Source organism: uncultured Cetobacterium sp. (assembly GCF_947038635.1).
In the GTDB taxonomy this organism is placed as follows: Bacteria; Fusobacteriota; Fusobacteriia; order Fusobacteriales; family Fusobacteriaceae; genus Cetobacterium_A.
The window spans coordinates 1-19241 of sequence record NZ_CAMQXC010000031.1 but is presented as its reverse complement, the minus strand read 5'-3'; the positions used below and the strand labels follow the sequence as shown (position 1 = coordinate 19241).

Annotated in this window: 18 protein-coding genes; 16 read left to right on the top strand and 2 right to left on the bottom strand. The window is 29.1% G+C overall.

Features of this window, described 5'->3' with window-relative positions:
* Positions 1–35 precede the first annotated feature (35 nt).
* The 5 genes from Q0V08_RS04890 to Q0V08_RS04870 all read left to right on the top strand — a co-directional run bounded on the left by Q0V08_RS04890 (position 36) and on the right by Q0V08_RS04870 (position 4640).
* Positions 36–1172, top strand: a complete 1137-nt coding sequence (locus Q0V08_RS04890; protein WP_297432597.1) for a class I SAM-dependent RNA methyltransferase — start codon at positions 36–38, stop codon at positions 1170–1172.
* Complete coding sequence (locus Q0V08_RS04885) at positions 1172–2404, top strand: NAD(P)/FAD-dependent oxidoreductase (protein ID WP_297432595.1); 1233 nt, start codon at positions 1172–1174, stop codon at positions 2402–2404. The genes Q0V08_RS04890 and Q0V08_RS04885 overlap by 1 nt, the downstream gene beginning before the upstream one ends.
* Positions 2404–3057, top strand: coding sequence for a hypothetical protein (locus tag Q0V08_RS04880; protein ID WP_297432593.1), 654 nt, complete (start codon positions 2404–2406; stop codon positions 3055–3057). Before Q0V08_RS04885 ends, Q0V08_RS04880 begins: the two co-directional genes overlap by 1 nt.
* A 125-nt stretch (positions 3058–3182) precedes the next feature.
* Entirely contained in the window at positions 3183–3725 is a 543-nt protein-coding gene (locus Q0V08_RS04875) for a peptidylprolyl isomerase (protein ID WP_366099773.1), read from the top strand.
* 24 nt (positions 3726–3749) lie between these two features.
* Complete coding sequence (locus tag Q0V08_RS04870) at positions 3750–4640, top strand: hypothetical protein (RefSeq protein ID WP_297432591.1); 891 nt, start codon at positions 3750–3752, stop codon at positions 4638–4640.
* 58 nt (positions 4641–4698) lie between these two features.
* Here Q0V08_RS04870 and Q0V08_RS04865 read toward each other — a convergent pair whose 3' ends face one another.
* Both Q0V08_RS04865 and Q0V08_RS04860 read right to left on the bottom strand, forming a co-directional pair.
* A complete protein-coding gene (locus Q0V08_RS04865; RefSeq protein WP_297432590.1) occupies positions 4699–5712 on the bottom strand; it encodes a molybdopterin-binding protein in 1014 nt (337 codons plus the stop codon).
* A gap of 11 nt (positions 5713–5723) precedes the next feature.
* Positions 5724–6500: a YlmH/Sll1252 family protein gene (locus Q0V08_RS04860; protein WP_297432588.1), complete on the bottom strand. Its 777-nt coding sequence runs from the start codon at positions 6498–6500 to the stop codon at positions 5724–5726.
* A 108-nt stretch (positions 6501–6608) separates the two neighbouring features.
* Here Q0V08_RS04860 and pssA point away from each other — a divergent pair, with 108 nt between their 5' ends.
* The 11 genes from pssA to smc all read left to right on the top strand — a co-directional run.
* Complete coding sequence (gene pssA, locus Q0V08_RS04855) at positions 6609–7319, top strand: CDP-diacylglycerol--serine O-phosphatidyltransferase (RefSeq protein ID WP_297432586.1); 711 nt, start codon at positions 6609–6611, stop codon at positions 7317–7319.
* A gap of 108 nt (positions 7320–7427) precedes the next feature.
* Positions 7428–9617: a UvrD-helicase domain-containing protein gene (locus tag Q0V08_RS04850; protein WP_297432584.1), complete on the top strand. Its 2190-nt coding sequence runs from the start codon at positions 7428–7430 to the stop codon at positions 9615–9617.
* A 20-nt stretch (positions 9618–9637) separates the two neighbouring features.
* Positions 9638–10480: a UDP-3-O-acyl-N-acetylglucosamine deacetylase gene (gene lpxC / locus Q0V08_RS04845; RefSeq protein ID WP_297432583.1), complete on the top strand. Its 843-nt coding sequence runs from the start codon at positions 9638–9640 to the stop codon at positions 10478–10480.
* A complete protein-coding gene (fabZ, locus tag Q0V08_RS04840; protein WP_023049909.1) occupies positions 10474–10899 on the top strand; it encodes a 3-hydroxyacyl-ACP dehydratase FabZ in 426 nt (141 codons plus the stop codon). The genes lpxC and fabZ overlap by 7 nt, the downstream gene beginning before the upstream one ends.
* Positions 10900–10918: 19 nt before the next feature.
* On the top strand, positions 10919–11692 hold the full coding sequence (lpxA, locus tag Q0V08_RS04835; protein ID WP_023049910.1) for an acyl-ACP--UDP-N-acetylglucosamine O-acyltransferase: 774 nt from the start codon (positions 10919–10921) through the stop codon (positions 11690–11692).
* The gene (lpxI, locus tag Q0V08_RS04830) at positions 11692–12495 is read left to right on the top strand and encodes a UDP-2,3-diacylglucosamine diphosphatase LpxI (protein WP_297432581.1); all 804 of its coding nucleotides are present in this window, start codon (positions 11692–11694) and stop codon (positions 12493–12495) included. The genes lpxA and lpxI overlap by 1 nt, the downstream gene beginning before the upstream one ends.
* The gene (gene lpxB / locus Q0V08_RS04825) at positions 12492–13562 is read left to right on the top strand and encodes a lipid-A-disaccharide synthase (protein WP_297432579.1); all 1071 of its coding nucleotides are present in this window, start codon (positions 12492–12494) and stop codon (positions 13560–13562) included. Before lpxI ends, lpxB begins: the two co-directional genes overlap by 4 nt.
* Position 13563: 1 nt before the next feature.
* Positions 13564–15405, top strand: coding sequence for an ABC transporter ATP-binding protein (locus tag Q0V08_RS04820; RefSeq protein WP_297432577.1), 1842 nt, complete (start codon positions 13564–13566; stop codon positions 15403–15405).
* Between the two features lie 12 nt (positions 15406–15417).
* Positions 15418–16149 (top strand): ribonuclease PH, encoded by a 732-nt coding sequence (gene rph, locus Q0V08_RS04815; protein ID WP_282441574.1) that lies wholly within the window; start codon positions 15418–15420, stop codon positions 16147–16149.
* Positions 16149–16739, top strand: a complete 591-nt coding sequence (locus tag Q0V08_RS04810; RefSeq protein WP_023049915.1) for an XTP/dITP diphosphatase — start codon at positions 16149–16151, stop codon at positions 16737–16739. Before rph ends, Q0V08_RS04810 begins: the two co-directional genes overlap by 1 nt.
* 48 nt (positions 16740–16787) lie before the next feature.
* Positions 16788–19241: chromosome segregation protein SMC (gene smc / locus Q0V08_RS04805; protein ID WP_297432571.1), on the top strand; the 2454-nt coding region annotated here is incomplete at its 3' end.

Below are 19241 nucleotides of genomic sequence, written 5' to 3'. Positions count from 1 at the left end.
TATATTTAGAGTGTTTAAAAAAAAGGAGTGAATAGATGAGTAAGAAGTATAGATTAATAGCCTCAGCAACAATGGGATTAGAGAGTGTTGTTAAAGATGAGTGTAAAGATTTAGGATTTGAAAATATTGAAACATTTAATGGAAGAGTTGAATTCGATGGAGATGAAAAGGACATTGTAGAGGCTAACTTACATTTAAGATGTGCAGATAGAGTTTTTATAAAAATGGGAGAGTTTAAAGCTTTAACTTTTGATAATTTATTTGAAAATATAAAAAGATTACCTTGGGAAAATATAATTTCAATAGATGGAGAGTTTCCAATAAGTTGGGTAAGTTCAGTAAAGTGTAAACTTTTTTCGAAATCTGATATTCAAAAAATTGTAAAAAAAGCGATAGTTGAAAGATTAAAAGTGGCATATCAAACAGAAAGACTTGTTGAAACAGGAGCTCATTATAGAGTTAAAATACAAGCACATAACGATATATTTTTAGTTATGATTGATACAAGTGGTGAAGGATTGCATAAAAGAGGTTATAGAAACTTAATAAATGAAGCGCCTTTAAAAGAAACAATGGCAGCAGCTTTAGTTTTATTAAGTCGTTGGAAAGGCGGAGATAGACCTCTGTTAGATCCAATGTGTGGAACAGGAACTATTGCAATAGAAGCAGCTATGATAGCGAGAAATGTAGCTCCAGGAGTAAATAGAAACTTTGCATCTGAAAAGTGGGATATAATACCTGAAAACCTATGGATTGATTTAAGAGATGAAGCATTTTCAAGAGAAGATTACGATAAAGAAGTAAAAATATATGCTTCTGATATAGACTCTGAAACAGTAGAAGTAGCCAAATTAAATGCTATAAGAGCTGGAGTAGAAGAAGAGATTGAATTTAAATGTATGAACTTTTTAGAGTTGGAAACGATGGCAGAAAAAGGATGTATAATATCAAATCCACCATATGGAGATCGTTTGTTAGATGAAGATGCTGTAGAAAGATTATATGGTCTTATGGGAGATATTTTCCAAATGAGATTTCCAAAATGGTCTTACTATATAATTACATCTTATGAAAACTTTGAAAAAGTATTTGGAAAAAAGGCTACAAAAAATAGAAAGCTATATAATGGTGGAATAAAATGTCACTATTATCAATATTATGGAGCTAGATAATGAATGAATTTGATTTAATAGTAGTTGGAGGAGGACCAGGAGGAATTTTTACAGCTATTACAGCAGCAGAAAGAGGGTTTAAAGTAGCTCTTTTAGAAAAGAATAAACGTATAGGGAATAAAATATTGGTAGCTGGGAGTGGGAAATGCAATTTAACTCATACTGGAAAACCTAAAGATTTTTCTGATAAATACGGTCTAAATGGAAAATTTTTAAAAGAGGCTTTAAATAAATATTCTCCAGAGATGTTAAAAACATTTTTTAGAGAAAATGGATTACCTCTAGTTTTAGTGGAAGAAACTGGAAAATATTTTCCTGAAACATTTAGTTCTTTAGATGTTGTAGATCTTTTAAAAAGAAAGATGATGACTCTAGGTATTAAAACAATAGAGGGAATAAAAATAGAAAGTATTCAAAAAAACTTAGAATTATTTTCAATTTTTACAGACAAAGGATTATACAAGTGTGATAATTTAGTTTTAGCAACAGGTGGAAAATCTTATCCTGGAGTTGGAACAACAGGGGATGGATATGTGATGGCTAAGGAGCTAGGGCATAAAATTATACCGCCAAAACCGGCATTAAGTCCCATATATGTAAGAGATTATTTTTTTCAAGAACTTTCAGGAATAAGTTTTCAAAATGTTAAAATTACTATTTGGAAAGAGAATAAAAAAGTTATAGAAAAAAAAGGAGCTGTATTGTTGACACATACGAATTTTAGTGGTCCTGGAATATTGGATAACTCAAGATTTGTTGAAAGTGAAAGTCAGTTGGAGATTAATTATATTGGAAAAGAGTATGAGGTTTTAAATAAAGAGCTAATCGAAGAGATGAATAAAGATGGTAAAAAAACTATAAAGAAAGTTTTATCTTATTATTTTTTACCTGAAAGATTTATAAAAACTATATTGTCTATTTTAGAAATAAATGAAGAGTTAAAAATGGCAGAACTTTCAAAAGAAAAAAGAGAGAGTCTAGTAAAAGCATTAACTTCGAATAAGATGGAGATAACAAAAGTTGGAAGTTTTGAGATGGCTATGGTAACAAGAGGTGGAATCTCTTTAGATGAGGTAAATGCTAAAACTATGGAATCTAAAAAAATACAAGGTCTTTATTTAGTTGGAGAACTTTTAGATATTGATGGAGATACAGGTGGTTATAATATTCAAGCAGCATGTTCTACTGGAGTTTTAGCTGGGAAATCTATGAGAAAAAAGGAGAGAGAATAATGAAAAAAGAGGAATTTATAAGTTATGCTCAAGAAGTAATTTTAACAGTTTTAAAAATTACTTCTACTCAATTAGATAAGTTAAGAGAAATGGGAGATATTTCAGGTGAGGAAATTTTAAATGAAAAAGTTTTATTACCTTATGAAAAAATATATGGAGCACTTTTAGAGATGAAAGTGGATAAAATGAATGAAGAAGAGTTCAATTCTTTTAAAGATATGGTAGAAGAAATAAGAGAAAAAAATAGATTACCGGTTGAAAAAATTCAAGAAACTTTAAAAAAGAGAGAAGAACTGAAAGGGAAATCGGGAGCTGTAGTTGTAAAAAGATTTTTTAAATATAATCTAAATAGATTATTGGACAAAAAGGATAAAATACTTAATAGATACAATAAACTAGCAATAGAAGAACAAAATTTAGAAAACTTATTAAAAGATACTATACAAGAAGAGGAACAATTTGATATAATTTATAAGCTGCAACCAGTGAGAGAAAAACTTAGAGATACAGAGGATAAGTACTTAGTTGTTGAAAAAGATATCAATCAATTAAAAAAGAAGTTAGAATCTAAATGGCCTTATGAAATTTACGGGGTTGTTTCAGAAGAGGAACTTTTAGAAACATATAAAGAAGCTTTTAAAATGGAGGACTAGTAAGAATGGAAAAAGGGTTCAAACAGATTTTGATTTTATTGGCAGTATTTATTGTCTTTTTTCTTTCGAAAAAGATGTTTGCAAAACCAAGAGTTGTTTTAGGAAAAAATATGGAGGTAAGAAATATGAAAGAAGTAAAATTAAACGCTAAAATAGTTACACCAAGAGGAGATATTAACTTAGTTCTTTTCCCAGAAGTAGCACCAGTAACAGTATTAAACTTTGCACACTTAGCAATGAGAGGATACTATAATGGTATTAAATTCCATAGAGTAATTGAAGACTTTATGATTCAAGGTGGAGACCCAACAGGAACAGGAACAGGTGGACCAGGATACCAATTTATAGATGAGTTTAAAGAGGGAGTAGTTTTTGATAAAAAAGGAGTATTAGCAATGGCTAATGCTGGACCAGAAACAAATGGATCACAATTCTTCATAACTCATGTTGAGACACCTTGGTTAAACTATAAGCATACAATTTTTGGTGAAGTTGTATCTGAAGCTGACCAAAAAGTTGTAGACTCAGTAAAGCAAGGAGATATCATTGAGAGAATTGAGATTACAGGAGATGTAGAAGAGTTCTTAAAAAATGAGGAAAATGCTGAATTTACAGCTCAAATGGATGAAATTTTAGATTCTCAATTTCCAAATTTAGTACAATACTAATTTAAAAATAGGGGGATAATTCTCATGGTGAAAATAGAGAATGAAAAGTTAACTGTACTAATTAATAAGTTTGGTGCAGAATTGAAAAGTGTTATAAATAAAGAGAGTGGAATTGAATATATTTGGCCAGGAACTGAAGGAAGCTTTAAAAAAAGTGCTCCAAACCTATTTCCTTTTATTGGTAATATTTTAAATGGAGAAATAGATTATCCTTTAGGAAAAAGTGAGAGAGTTACTCTTCCAATGACAAAACATGGATTTGCTAGAGATTTAGAGTTTGAAACTTTAGAAGTGACAAACACTATAGCAAGATTTCAGTTAAAACCAAATTCGTATACAAAGGAAAGATATCCTTACAATTTCTCTTTAATAGTTGAATACATATTAGTAGAGGATACTTTACATCATAATTATATAGTTAAAAACAATGATGTAGTTGAGATGTTCTATCATATTGGTGGACATACAGCTTTTTATTGTAACTATAATAATGACAAAACTTTTGAGAATTATTATTTAGAATTAAAAGAAGAAGAAGAGTGTAACTTATATAAAATTGACGAAAGAAATAACTCTTTTTTATTTGATGTTCCAGAGAAGATAACGGTGTGTAAGAAGTTTAATTTATCGAAAGATAAATTTGCTAAAGATGCATTAGTATTTGAAGGGATGGAGAATAAAGAAATAGATATAAAACATTTAAACTCTTCTCATGGAATTGAATTTAAATTTGAAAATTTACCAATATTAACTTTATGGACAAGTACAGATTCAAGTGAATTTATCTGTTTAGAGCCATGGGCTGGAATAACAGATTTTACAAATGGTTCTAATAAAGTTGAAGGTAAAAGAGAAATTCAGAGATTAAATTCAAATGAACAAAAGAAATATTCACAAATAATAAGATTTTATTAAAATAAACACTTCTATCCAAAGAGAGAATCTTTGTATAGAAGTGTTTTTATTTTGTTACTTATTTTCCAAAAGAACAATGTGGAAAAGTACAAATTGGACAGTCAAGACAAAGTCCACCATGACCATATGCTGCAATATCTTCAAAATTTATTTTTTCATCGGCTAAAATTCTAGGCAAAACTAAGTCAAAAGCAGTTCTTTTAGAGTGCATAACACAACCAGGTAATCCTAAAATAGCCCTATCTCCATGATAAGCTAAAAGTAACATAGCTCCAGGTAAAACGGGCGATCCATAAGTGATTAATTCTCCACCCATCTCTCTTATAGCAAGAGGAGTTCTGTCGTCAGGATCTACAGACATACCACCAGTACAAAGAATAAGTTCAGCTTCACTATCTAAAGCTTCTTGTATTTTCTCTTTTATCATCTCTTTTTCATCTGAAGAGAATGCGTGGTAAATAACTTTACATCCATATTCTTCAACTTTTTTAGTTAGAATAGGACCGAATTTATCTTGAATTCTTCCATAAAAAACCTCGTTTCCAGTAGTTATGATAGCTATTTTTTTTGGTTTGATTGGCAAAATTTTAATAATATTTTCTTTTGAGATATTTTCCATCTCTATAATTTTATCTTCATTGATAACTAGAGGAATAACTCTTGTTCCTGCCACTTTTGTTCCCTTTTTTACAGGTGTATTGTTATGTAAAGTGGATACAATAATTTCTCCTAAGCTATTTATTTTTAGCAATTCAGCTACATCAACTTTTAATAGTCCATCAAGATTAGCAATAAAATCTATTTTTCCCTCTTTTATTGTTGAAAAATCTAAGCCTTCGCCAGCAATATGCTCTTTTATTCTAATTGCAGCGTCATTTTCATGTAGAGTTCCCTCTTGATGTTCCCACACATAAAGATTATCCTTTCCAAGTTTTAAAAGCTCTGGAATATCCTCTTCTTTTATAATATGACCTTTTTTAAATGCTACTCCTTTAAATTCTCCAGGAATAATTTTTGTTATATCATGGCATAAAATCATACCAGTAGCATCGATAGTTTTAACAGTTTTCATGAAACCCCTCCCTAAATGTATTGTTTTATAAGAATTTTAAATTTTCCTTTTTTATTTTCACCTAAGTTTTTTTCTAAAATAAATTTTCCTTTTTTTCTAATTGTAATTACTGAACCAATACTAACTATTTTATTTTTGCTTTTCTCAGTATTATAGTTAATTAAAACATCTCCACTTTCAATCAAGTTTGTACTGATGTTTCTAGATGAATTTGCAATAGAAGATATAATAGAGTCAAGTCTAAAAGATGAAACAGTATCTGTAATCTCTTTAAATTCCAATTGAGGTACTTGAGAAGTACTGATGGTGCTAATTTTTATAGGAATAGTATTTATTTGCTCAAGATTATTTTTTATAATACTAAAAATATCATTTGTAGCTATACAATAACCGATGTTGTCTTTAACGATAATATCACCTAAAGTTTCTCGTTTAAGTCCAAGCCCCATAATAGTACCTAAAAAATCTTTGTGTTGTAAAATTTTAAATTTATTAGAAGCATCAATTTTAAAATAAGTAACAACTTCCTCTAAATGTAAAAAATCAAAGTTTTTTGGTGTAAAAATTACTAACTGTTTTTCACTATGAGGAGTTAAACCTAAAGTAAGCATATTTAAATTAATTGATTCACAAACATCATGAAGTTTTGTCCAGATTTGTGGGGGTAAAAAAATAGAGCCATAAACAGGATAATCAATTTCTAAACATAACGACAAATCCTCCCAAATAGAAGCTATTAGAAATTCATCTTCATTTGGAAAAAGATTAAAAAAATATTTTTTATTCATACATTACTCGCTTTCACTAGATTATTTTGAAAAGTATAGATATATTGATTTTATATCATATATATGATAAAATCAAATAGATTTGTAAAAACAGGGAGATGATTAAAAATGGTAGAAAGAAAGTATATTGCACCTAATGCAATTACAGCAGCGAATATGTTTTTAGGATATCTAAGTATCACAGCTTCCATAGCGGGGGATTTCTCAAAAGCTATTTGGTTTATAATATTAGCTATGGTATGCGACGGTTTAGATGGAAAAACAGCGAGAAAACTAGATGCATTTAGTGAATTTGGAAAGGAGTTCGACTCTTTCTGTGATGCAATATCTTTTGGATTAGCACCAGGTATATTGGTTTATTCAGTACTAAAAAGTTCTGATGGAATGAAGTCTTTTGTTATTCCAATATCGTTTATATATGCACTATGTGGAGTTATGAGATTAGTTAAGTTTAACATAGTAACAACAGCATCAAGTGAAAAAGATGATTTTAGCGGTATGCCAATTCCTTCGGGAGCATCAGTTGTGTGTTCATACTTATTATTTGTTGAAGTAGTAAAAACAAATTTTGGAATGAATCTATTTTCAATAGAAGTTTTTGTAGGATTAACACTATTAGCTGCAATTTTAATGGTAAGTACAATACCGTTTAAAACACCTGATAAAGTATTTGGATTTGTTCCTAAAAAACTAACAATACCGTTTATTGTCTTAATTTTAGCGACATTGAAATACAGCATGTTTATAGTTACTTGTTACTATATACTAGTTAATTTAACAAAATTTTTTACAGAGAGATCAAAAGAAGACGTTGAATAAAAAATAATTGATTATGATACCCGATAAAATCCAAAAAAACTATTGGAAAATCGGGTATTTTATTTGAATAGTAATATAATTATATGGTATAATTTTAAAGGAGTAATTATGAGTATATTAGATAAATTAAATGAAAAACAAAGAGAAGCGGCTAAAAAAATTGAAGGACCACTTTTAATATTAGCAGGAGCTGGGTCTGGAAAAACAAGAACCATTACGTATAGAATTGCGCATATGATAAATGAAAAAGGAATCTCTCCTTATAAGATTTTAGCAGTTACATTTACAAATAAAGCGGCTAAAGAGATGAGAGAAAGAGTTGAACTTTTAATTGGAGAAGATGCACATAAAGCTATGATATCAACTTTTCACTCTTTTGGTGTAAGATTATTAAGAGTATATGGAGATAAATTAGGTTATAATGCTAACTTTACAATATATGATACAGATGATCAAAAAAGAGTAATAAGAGGAATTATGAAAGAGCTTGTTGTTAATGATAAGTCATTAACAGAAGGAGCTGTAGTTTCAATTATATCAAAACTAAAAGAAAATAGTGTGAGTGTATCTGATTATGAAAAAGAAAATAGATTTGATTCTAATTATAAAATAATATTAGAGTGCTATAGAAGGTATAATGGAACTTTAAAAGAGAATAATGGAATGGATTTTTCAGATATTTTAGTTAATCTTCATAAATTGTTAGATATTCCAGAGGTTTTAGAAAAGCTCCAAGAAAAATTTCAATATATAATGGTTGATGAATATCAGGATACAAATAATATTCAGTATAATATAGTTAGTAAAATAGCAGCGAAATATAGAAATATATGCGTAGTTGGTGATGAAAACCAGAGTATATATGGTTTTAGAGGTGCTAATATAAAGAATATATTAGATTTTGAGAAGGATTATAAAGATGCTTTGGTTGTTAAACTTGAAGAAAATTATCGTTCAACATCTGCAATTTTGACAGCAGCAAATGAAGTGATAAAAAACAATAAAACAGCAAAAGATAAAAATTTATGGACTAAAAAACCTCAAGGAGAACTAATTACTATAAAAGAGTGCTTAGATGGAAGAGAAGAAGTAAACTATATAATTGAAGAGATTGTGAAAAGAAAAAATATGGGAAAAAGCTACAGAGAGTTTACAATTCTTTATAGAACAAATGCTCAATCTAGACTTTTTGAAGAGGGATTATTAAAATATAATATTCCATATAAGGTTTTTGGTGGAATGCAATTCTACCAAAGAGCTGAAATAAAAGATATAGTGGCATATTTAACAGTAATAAATAATCCTCAGGATGCAATAAATTTAAACAGAATAATAAATGTTCCTAAGAGAAAAATAGGGGATAAAAGTATAGAAAAAATAAGAGATTATGCAAATGAAGCAAATATTTCAATGTTTGAAGCTCTTGGAAAAGGAATGGAAATCCCGGGCTTAACGTCAGGTGTAAAAATAGCTTTAGATGAGCTATATACAATTTTAAATGACTTGATAGAGTTAAGTCATGAAGGAAGTGTAAGTGAGGTATTTGATGAATTAATAAGAAGAGTGGGATATTTCTCTTATTTAAATTCAACGTATGGTGCAGAAGCTGAGGGAAGAATAGAGAACGTAGAGGAATTAAAAAACTCTATAGTAGAGTTAGAAAAAACAGTGGACTTTTTAACATTGAGAGAATATTTAGAGAATATATCTCTTGTTAGTGCAACAGATGATTTAGAAGGGGAGTCAGATTATATAAAATTAATGACAATCCATAACTCTAAAGGATTGGAGTTTCCTGTTGTTTTTCTAACAGGGGTAGAAGATGATATTTTCCCTGGTTCAAAGAAAGTACTTTTCAATCCAGAGGAATTAGAGGAAGAGAGAAGACTTTGCTACGTTGCAATAACTAGAGCAGAGGAAAAATTGTATTTAACACATGCAAAAAGTAGATTTGTTTACGGTGAATTTTTAACAAAAATAAAATCAAGATTTATAGATGAACTTCCAGCTGAAGTTTTAGATAAAGTAGAGAAAGCTCAAGAGTTATTACCAAAATCAAAACTCTCTACAAATGATAAAAAAATAACAGGTTATAAAAATATTATAACTGCAGAAGATTTAAAAAAGATGAAAAATATTTCAAATTCTCCTTTTGCTATGGGAGAAAAAGTTATTCATACAAAGTTTGGATTAGGAAAAGTAGTTGAAATATCAGAAAAAAAATTAGGTGTACAATTTGTAGATGGGAAAAAAGATATAGCTTTAGCTTTAGCAACAAAGTTTTTAACTAAAGCATAAGTTAAAAGGAGAGAAAATTTATGAAGAGAAAGACTCTTAATAAAGAAATTCAATATAATGGGATTGGTCTTCACAAAGGTGAAGAGATAAAAATGAAATTAATTCCAGCTAAAAATGGTGGAATAATCTTTAAAAGAGTGGATTTAGAGAGTGGTAAAAATGTAATTTCTATGGATATAGAAAATACATTTGATCTAACTAGAGGAACAAATTTAAAAAATGAATTTGGAGCAGCAGTTTATACAATTGAACATTTTTTATCAGCTCTTTATATAGCTGAAATAACAGATTTAATTGTTGAGTTAGATGGAAATGAACTTCCGATAGGAGATGGAAGTGCTAGAGTTTTCTTAGAAGTTATTGAAAGTGTTGGAGTTCAAGAGTTGGAAGAAGAGGTCAAAGAGATTGAAATAAAAACGCCTATAAATTTAACTGTAGGGGATAAACATATAGTAGCATTGCCATATGATGGATATAAAATAACTTATACTATTAAGTTTGATCACACATTTTTAAAAAGTCAGATGTTAGAAGTTGTTTTAGATATGGAGTCTTATAAAAATGAAATAGCAAATGCAAGAACTTTTGGATTTGATTATGAAATAGATTATTTAAAGAAAAATAATTTAGCTTTAGGTGGAACGCTAGATAATGCCATTGTTGTAAAAAAAGATGGAGTTTTAAATCCAAGTGGTTTAAGATTTGAAGATGAGTTTGTAAGACATAAAATTTTAGATTTAATAGGGGATTTAAAGGTATTAAATAGACCTATAAAAGGACACATAATAGCTATCAAAGCAGGTCATGCTTTAGATATAGAATTTGCAAAATTACTTAAAAAGCAGGAGGAAAAAATATGTTAGATGTTATGGAGATAATGAAAAGAATACCACACAGATATCCGTTTTTATTAGTTGATAGAGTTTTAGAGATGGATAAAGAGGCGCAAAAAATAAGAGGATTAAAAAACGTAACTGTAAATGAAGAGTTTTTTAATGGACACTTTCCAGGACATCCAATTATGCCAGGAGTTTTAATTGTAGAAGGAATGGCGCAATGTTTAGGAGTTTTAGTTTTAGATGATACAGAAGGAAAAGTGCCATATTTTGCTGCAATTGAAAATGTAAAGTTTAAAGCTCCAGTTAGACCAGGAGATCAATTAATATATGAAGTACAAGTTGATAAATTAAGAAGAAATATAGTAAAAGCTACAGGAGTAGCAAAAGTAGATGATAAAGTGGTGACTGAGGCATCATTTACATTTACTATTATGGAAAAATAGAGAGTAGGGTGAAAAAATAGTGACTGAAATTCATAGCACTGCTATAGTTGAGGATGGAGCAATACTGGAACCGGGAGTAAAGATAGGTCCTTTCTGTATAGTGGGAAAAGACGTAAGGATAGGAAAAAATACAGTATTACAATCTCATGTTGTAGTTGAGGGAATAACTGAAATAGGAGAAAATAACACAATCTATTCTTTTGTTTCTATTGGTAAAGCTTCACAAGATTTAAAGTATAAGGGTGAGCCAACAAAAACTATAATTGGAGATAACAATAGCATTAGAGAGTTTGTGACGATTCACAGAGGAACTGATGATAGATGGGAAACTAGAATTGGAAGCAATAATTTATTAATGGCATATGTTCATGTAGCTCATGATGTAATAGTAGGAGATAATTGTATACTAGCAAATGGAGTTACTTTAGCAGGGCATGTAACTGTTGATGATTTTGCTATAATTGGTGGTTTAACACCTGTTCATCAATTCTGTAGAATAGGTTCTTACTCTATGACTGGTGGAGGGAGTGCAATAAACCAAGATATTTGTCCATTTGTAATGGCTGAAGGAAATAAAGCTGTAATAAGAGGATTAAATACGGTTGGACTTAGAAGAAAAGGATTTACAGAAGAGGATCGTTCAAATTTGAAAAAAGCATATAGAATTATATTTAGAAATGGAAATCCATTGAAAGATGCTTTAGTTGAGCTTGAAAACGAATTTCCTGAAGACAAAAATATAAAGTATCTTGTAGAGTTTATAAAAACTAGTAACAGGGGGATTACAAGATAATGAAAAAAGTTGGAATAATAGTAGGTAACGGAAAGTTACCTCTATATTTCCTTAAAGAAGCGGAAGCTAAAGGGATAGAGGTATACTTAATAGGACTTTTTGAAACAATTGAAGAGGATATAAAACAACATAAAAACTATAAAAGTTTTAATATAGGAGAAATAGGAGAGATAACAAAATATTTATTACTAAATGATATAAATGAAGTTGTAATGCTTGGAAAAGTAGAGAAATCAATTTTATTTCAGGAGATGAAATTAGATTATTTTGGAGAGAAACTAATGGAAAAACTACCAGATAAAAAAGATGAGACTTTGTTATTTGGTGTGATATCATTTTTAAGATTGAATAGGATAAAAGTATTACCTCAGAATCATTTATTAGGAGATATGATGTTTAAAGAGAGGTATTATACTAAAAATGTACCTTCTCAAGAGGATAAAAAAACAATACAAATAGGGACTGAAGCAGCTAAAGCATTAAGTGAAATAGATGCAGGTCAAACAGTTGTTTGTAAGGATTCATCAGTAGTAGCCTTAGAGGGAATAGAAGGAACTGATAAAACAATAGAAAGAGCAGGAGAATATGCAGGAGAAAAGTGCATAATCATAAAAATGGCAAGACCTCAACAAGATATGAGAGTTGATATACCAGCAATAGGAATAGAAACAGTAAAAAAAGCCATACAAATAAAAGCTAAAGGAATTGTAGCTGAAGCAAATAAGATGTTATTTTTAGATATGAAAGATTGTATAGAGTTAGCTGAAAAAAATAATATCTTTATTATTGGAGTGAAAATATGAAAATATTTGTTTCTACAGGAGAGGTGTCAGGAGATTTACACCTATCTTATTTAGTTAAAGAAGCTAAGGAATTGGATAAAAATGTAGAGTTTTATGGAGTGGCTGGTAAACACTCTAAAAATGCAGGAGTTAATATAATACAGGATATCGATGAGTTAGCAATTATGGGATTTACTGAAGCGATAAAAAAATATAGTTATTTAAAAAATAAAGCTGAAGAGTATCTTAATTTTATAAAAAAAGAAAATATAAAAAAAGTTATTATGGTAGATTATGGTGGATTTAATCTGAAATTCTTAGAGTTATTAAAAAAAGAGATTAAAGACATTGAAGTATTTTATTATATTCCTCCAAAACTTTGGATTTGGGGAGAAAAAAGAATTGATAAACTAAAATTAGCTGACCATATTATGGTTATTTTTCCGTGGGAAGTTGATTTTTATAAAAAACATAATGTAGATGCGATATACTATGGGAATCCATTTACAGAGAGATATAAAAAAATAGATAGAACTGGAGACAAGATTTTATTGCTTCCAGGTAGTAGAAAACAGGAGATAAAATCTTTAATACCTGATTTCATAGATCTTGTAAAAAAGAATCCAAATGAGAAATATCTTCTAAAACTTTCTTCAAAAGAGCATTTAAAGTGGATAGATGAAAACTTAGCAGATTTAAAAAATTTAGAAATTTGTTATGATATATCTTTAAATAAAAGTGTTAAAGAGAGTAAAATAGCAATAGCTGCATCAGGAACAGTTACTTTAGAGCTAGCTTTACTAGGGATTCCAACAATAGTAGTTTATAAAACTAATTTTATAAATTATGTAATAGCTAAATATATTTTAAAAGTTGGTTTTGTATCTTTACCAAATTTAACTTTAAATGAAGAGGTCTTTCCAGAGTTATTACAAAAGAGATGTAACTCTATGGAAATAGAAAAAAGTATGAAAACTGTTTTAGAAAATTTAGACTCTGTTCAAGAAAAAATTCAACGAATAAGAGAGAAGCTTTCTGGAGTAGATATTACAAAAAGATATGCTGAATTTTTATTGAAAGGAAAATAAAATGGAAAAAATTAATGAATTAGATAAGAAAATAATGGGGTTTTTTAAAAATAAATCTTTAAAAACTTTCTTAAAATATAGTTTGAAATATAAAACAGCTATGTTAGGAGTAATATTATTATCTACTGTAACCTCTTTGATGAGTGCAGTGCCTGCGTGGCTAAGTAAATATTTAATAGATGATGTTTTAGTAAAGAAAAATGCAAAAATGATGATGATTGTTATTGGAGCTATTTTTGCATCGACTATTTTGAAAGTTATAACAAACTATTTTGCAGATATTTCATCAGGATACATAACAGAGAAAATAAGAAGAGATATTAAAATAGATGTATTCTCACATTTACAAAGACTACCAATAGCATATTTTAAACAAAATAAGCTAGGAGATTTAATGGCTAGACTTTCAGGAGATTCAACAACTCTTGGAAGAATAGGATTTATGCTGTTTGATATGTTGAAAGAGTTTGTAACTGTTGTTGCTCTTTTATTCAGAATGTTTCAAGTTGACTTTGTATTAGCATTAATATCGTTAACTGTTTTACCAGCAATACTTTCTATGGTAAAAAAATATACAAAGAAAATTAGAAAATCAGGAAGAGTAAGACAAGATACCGTTGGAGATGTAACTGCCTTTGTTCAAGAAGCTTTATCTGGAATATCAGTTATCAAAGGTTTCAATAGAAGTGATAAAATTATCGATAAATATATGGATGTAACTCAGGAAGAGTTTGATAAAATATATAAAACAACAAAAATAAAAGCTAAAATATCACCTATAAATGAAGTTTTAGCAACAATAATGATTTTATTAGTAGCAGGTTATGGTGGATATCAAATAATTGTTGTTCAAAGCATGACACCAGGGGATTTAATATCATTTATAACTGCGATAGGACTTATGCAGCAACCGCTAAAGACTTTAATTAAAAGAAATAGTGAGCTACAAGAAGCTTTACCATCTGCAGATAGAGTAATTGAAATTTTAGATGTAGAGTTAGAGCCAGATCATATAGGAGAAAACGTTAAAGAAGTACCTGAAACTATAGAGAAAATTGATTTTAACAATGTTGACTTTAAGTATGACGATGGAGATGAAAAAGTATTAAAAAACTTTAACTTAAATGTTAAAGCAGGAGAAGTAGTTGCTTTAGTAGGAAAAAGTGGAAGTGGAAAAACAACTTTAGTAAACCTATTACCAAGATATTATGATATAACATCTGGAAGTATAAAAATAAATGACATTGATATAAGAGAGATATCTTTACAAAAATATAGAAATCATATAGGAATAGTACCACAAGAAACTTTCTTATTTAGTGGAACTATTGGTGAAAATATTGGTTTTGGAAAAGATAATATTTCAAAAGATGAAATAATAAATGCTGCTAAAATGGCAAATGCGTATAATTTTATAATGGAATTACCAAATCAATTTGAAACAGAAGTTGGAGAAAGAGGGGTTCTTTTATCAGGTGGACAAAAGCAAAGACTTGCAATAGCTAGAGCACTGATTCAAAATCCAAGTATTATGATACTTGATGAGGCAACATCAGCTTTAGATACAGAATCAGAAAGATTAGTTCAAGAGGCTTTAGATACCTTAATGAAAGGAAGAACTACTTTTGTTATAGCTCATAGATTATCAACAATAATAAATGCAGATAAAATAGTTGTAATGGAAAATGGAGAGATAAAAGAGGTTGGAACGCATCAAAAATTACTAGAAAATAACGGAATATACAGAAAACTTTACGAGATTCAGTTTGGAAAAATAGAACCTATAGAAACAGTAGATCTAATTGAAAACCAAAAACTTGAAGAGTTAGAACAGTATATATAGAGAGGAAGAGAAATGATAAGATTAGACGGAAGAAAAACAAATGAAAAAAGAGAAGTAAAGATTACTAGAAACTACACTATGTATGCTGAAGGGTGTGTTTTAATAGAGATTGGAAATACAAAAGTTATTTGTACTGCAACAGTTGTAGAGAAGGTACCACCTTTTTTAAAAAATCAAGGTAAAGGATGGATAACGGCTGAGTATTCAATGTTACCAAGAGCAACAGGAGAGAGAAACCAAAGGGAAGCTGCTAAAGGAAAACTTGGTGGAAGAACAATGGAAATACAAAGACTTATTGGAAGAGCTTTAAGAGCTTGTATTGATCTTGAGAAGTTAGGTGAAAGAACAATAACTATCGACTGTGATGTAATTCAAGCAGATGGTGGGACAAGAACTACATCAATTACAGGTGGATTTATAGCTTTAGAAATGGCTATGAGAAGACTTATGGAAAAAGGGTTATTAGCAGAAAATCCTATTATTGCTAACATTGCAGCAATATCTGTAGGAACTGTAAAAGGAACTCCAGTACTTGATTTAATGTATACTGAAGATTCAGAAGCAGAAGTAGATATGAATGTAATTATGAATGATAAAGGGGAGTTTGTAGAGATTCAGGGAACTGGAGAAGAAGCAACTTTCTCAAGAAAAGAGTTAAATGAATTATTAGATTTAGCTGAAAAAGGAATTTATGAATTGATAGATATTCAAAGAAAAGAGATAGAGGAGGAGTTTTCTAAGTAATGAAAATATTTTTAGCCACAGGAAATAAGAAAAAAATAGATGAGATGTCAAAAATTTTATCTGGATTAGATTTTGAAATACTTTCTATAAAAGATGGAATAGAAATTCCTGAGGTTATAGAAGATGGAGATACTTTTGAAGAAAACTCGAAAAAGAAGGCATTAGAGATAGCAAAATTTACAAATATGATCACAATTTCAGATGATTCTGGTCTTTGTGTTGAGGCTTTAAATGGTGAACCGGGAGTTTACTCTGCTAGATACGCTGGAGAAGACGGAAATGATGCAGCAAATAATAAAAAGCTAATAGAGAACTTACAAGGGATAGAGAATAGAAAAGCAAAATTTGTAACTGTGATAACTTTAGGAAAACCAAATGGAGAGTATCACTCTTTTAGAGGTGAAATAGAGGGTGTAATTATAGATGAAGCTAGAGGGAAAGAAGGCTTTGGATATGACCCTCATTTCTATTTACCAGAGTATGATAAAACATTTGCTGAGATGCCTGAAATAAAAAATCAAATTAGCCATAGAGCAAAAGCTTTAGAAGCTTTAAAAAATGGAATTGATAAAATATTAAATATAGGCTAACCTAAATGGGTTAGCTTTTTTTAAGACAAAAGTTATTAGGGAGATAAGATGTACTTAAAAGGTGTAGAAATTTATGGATTTAAGTCTTTCGGTGAAAGAATAAGAATAGATTTTGATGGAGGAATAACCTCTATTGTTGGACCAAATGGAAGTGGAAAATCAAATATATTAGATGGAATATTATGGGTTTTAGGAGAACAATCTTATAAAAATATAAGAGCTAAAGAGAGTAAAGATATTATATTTTCCGGTGGAGAGGGGAAAAAACCTGCAAATTATGCAGAAGTTTCTCTTTTTATAGACAACAAAGACAACTTTTTTCCAATTGAAGCTGATAGTATAAAAATTACAAGAAAGATGTCTCAAAACGGAGATAATGATTATTTAATCAATGATAAAAAAGTTAGATTAAAAGATATTGGAGAATTGTTTTTAGACACTGGAGTTGGAAAAAGTGCCTACTCTGTAATAGGACAAGGAAAAGTAGAAAGAATAATATCTTCTTCAAATAAAGAGATAAAAAGTATAATAGAGGAAGCTGCAGGAGTAAAGAAGTTCCAACAGAAAAAAATGGAATCTGAAAAAAGATTAGAAAAAGTTCAAAATGAACTTGAGAAAATAGAGTTAGTTCTAGGTGAAATTGGTGAAAATAGAGCAAGAGTTGAAAAACAATCTAAAAAAGCTATTGAATATTTAGCCTTAAAAGATGAGAAAAATATTTTACAAAAAGGAGTTTTAACATTTGATTTAAACTCTAAAGATGAAGTATTAAAATCAGGAGAAAAAGAGCAGGAGAGATTAGTAACTATAACTTCAACGTTAGAAGAGGAATTAAAAAAATTAGAAATAGAACTTAACTCAATTGAAAATAGAAGAAAAGAGCTATACTCTAAAATAGAAAATTTTTCAGAAAGTAATACATCTTTAAGATCTGAGATTGAAGCATTAGAAAAAGAAGAGATAAGAGTTAGAGAAAGAATAACATCTTATACAAGAGAATTAAAACAAAAAGAGGAAGAGATAGTTTTAGTAGAAAAAACAGTAGAATCTAAAGATCAGATATTAGTAAAACTAAAAGAGGAAAAAGAGAGAGTAAAAGAAAGAGTTCTAGATATTGAAACAAAAAATAAAGAGTTTGAAAAAGCTATTGAGGATAAAGAAACAAACAAAAGAGATAAAGAGATTAGTATCGAATTAAAAAAGAGAAAAATAATGGACTTAGAAGTTGAAAAGTTAAAACTTTTAAACGAGATAGAAAGTTCTACAAGAAGAATGAAAGGTAGTGAATTCAAGATTTCATCTTTAAAAGAGGAGAAAGAGGGATTCGATAAAAAAATAGAAGAGAATTCGAAAGAGTTAGAGAAAGCTTTAAAAAATAAAGAGTTAAAACAAAAACAACTAAAAGAAACAGAAGAGAGACAGATAAAATTAGAGCAAGAGATTAGTGATTTAAGTAGAGATATGAATAAAGCTGCTGAATTAGTAAGAAATGCTGAATTTGAAGAAAAAAGAGCCTCAGCTAAACTTCAAGCTCTTTATAGAGTTCAAGAAAGTAATGAAGGATTTTATAAAGGTGTAAAAGAGGTTTTAAATGCTAAAATAGCAGGAGTAGAAGGTGCAGTGATATCATTAATAACTGTACCAGAGAACTATCAAAAGGCAATAGAAGCAGCTATTCCAGGTAATTTACAGGATATAGTTGTAACAACAAGTGAAGTGGCTAAAAAAGGAATAGAAGTTTTAAAAGAAAAAAAGGCTGGAAGAGCATCGTTTTTAGCTTTAGATACAATTAAAGTTGGTTCAATAAAAGATATTCCTAAAAAAGAGGGTGTTGTAGGAAGAGCATCAGATTTAGTAACTGTAGATAAAAAATATAGTAAAGTATTAGATATGTTATTAGGAAATATTTTAGTTGTAACAGAGGCAGATGTTGCTTTAAAAATCTTAAAAGAAAATAGTTATAGTGGAAATATAGTAACTCTTTCTGGTGAGTTATTAAGTTCTAGAGGAAGAATAACAGGTGGAGAAAATTCAAACTCTATCGTTGCTCAGATTTTTGAAAGAAAAAAAGAGATTAAAACTTTAGAAGATAGTACAAGAGAGATGTCATCTAAACTGAAGGATTGGAATGAAAAAATTCAAGTTATGAGTAAAAAACTTGAAAAGTATGAAGATGAAATAGGTGGAATTGATGCGTTAGAAGACAGTCTAAGAAAACAATCTAAAATAGCAGAGGAGTTATATTTAGATTTAAAATCGAGAAGTGAAAAGCTAGAAAAAGAAAAAAGAGTAGTAGATATTGAGATTCAAGAAGAGGAGAATTATAGTAAAGAGTATGCTAAAAGAGTTGAAAACTCTCAAAGTGAAAAGGAGATAACTGAAAAAATAGTATCAGATTTAAAAAATGAATTGGATAATGAAAATTCTACAATTCAAATTTTGAATACAGAGATAAATGATTTAAGAAACAAATTTTCAGATATAAGAATACTGTATCTAAAT

Coding starts and splice junctions, on each gene's coding strand:
- rph (WP_282441574.1), top strand. CDS start 15,418: ATGATAAGATTAGACGGAAGAAAAACAAATGAAAAAAGAGAAGTAAAG.
- Q0V08_RS04875 (WP_366099773.1), top strand. CDS start 3,183: ATGAAAGAAGTAAAATTAAACGCTAAAATAGTTACACCAAGAGGAGAT.
- Q0V08_RS04820 (WP_297432577.1), top strand. CDS start 13,564: ATGGAAAAAATTAATGAATTAGATAAGAAAATAATGGGGTTTTTTAAA.
- fabZ (WP_023049909.1), top strand. CDS start 10,474: ATGTTAGATGTTATGGAGATAATGAAAAGAATACCACACAGATATCCG.
- Q0V08_RS04880 (WP_297432593.1), top strand. CDS start 2,404: ATGAAAAAAGAGGAATTTATAAGTTATGCTCAAGAAGTAATTTTAACA.
- lpxC (WP_297432583.1), top strand. CDS start 9,638: ATGAAGAGAAAGACTCTTAATAAAGAAATTCAATATAATGGGATTGGT.
- Q0V08_RS04870 (WP_297432591.1), top strand. CDS start 3,750: ATGGTGAAAATAGAGAATGAAAAGTTAACTGTACTAATTAATAAGTTT.
- Q0V08_RS04850 (WP_297432584.1), top strand. CDS start 7,428: ATGAGTATATTAGATAAATTAAATGAAAAACAAAGAGAAGCGGCTAAA.
- pssA (WP_297432586.1), top strand. CDS start 6,609: ATGGTAGAAAGAAAGTATATTGCACCTAATGCAATTACAGCAGCGAAT.
- lpxB (WP_297432579.1), top strand. CDS start 12,492: ATGAAAATATTTGTTTCTACAGGAGAGGTGTCAGGAGATTTACACCTA.
- Q0V08_RS04865 (WP_297432590.1), bottom strand. CDS start 5,712: ATGAAAACTGTTAAAACTATCGATGCTACTGGTATGATTTTATGCCAT.
- Q0V08_RS04810 (WP_023049915.1), top strand. CDS start 16,149: ATGAAAATATTTTTAGCCACAGGAAATAAGAAAAAAATAGATGAGATG.
- Q0V08_RS04890 (WP_297432597.1), top strand. CDS start 36: ATGAGTAAGAAGTATAGATTAATAGCCTCAGCAACAATGGGATTAGAG.
- Q0V08_RS04885 (WP_297432595.1), top strand. CDS start 1,172: ATGAATGAATTTGATTTAATAGTAGTTGGAGGAGGACCAGGAGGAATT.
- lpxI (WP_297432581.1), top strand. CDS start 11,692: ATGAAAAAAGTTGGAATAATAGTAGGTAACGGAAAGTTACCTCTATAT.
- Q0V08_RS04860 (WP_297432588.1), bottom strand. CDS start 6,500: ATGAATAAAAAATATTTTTTTAATCTTTTTCCAAATGAAGATGAATTT.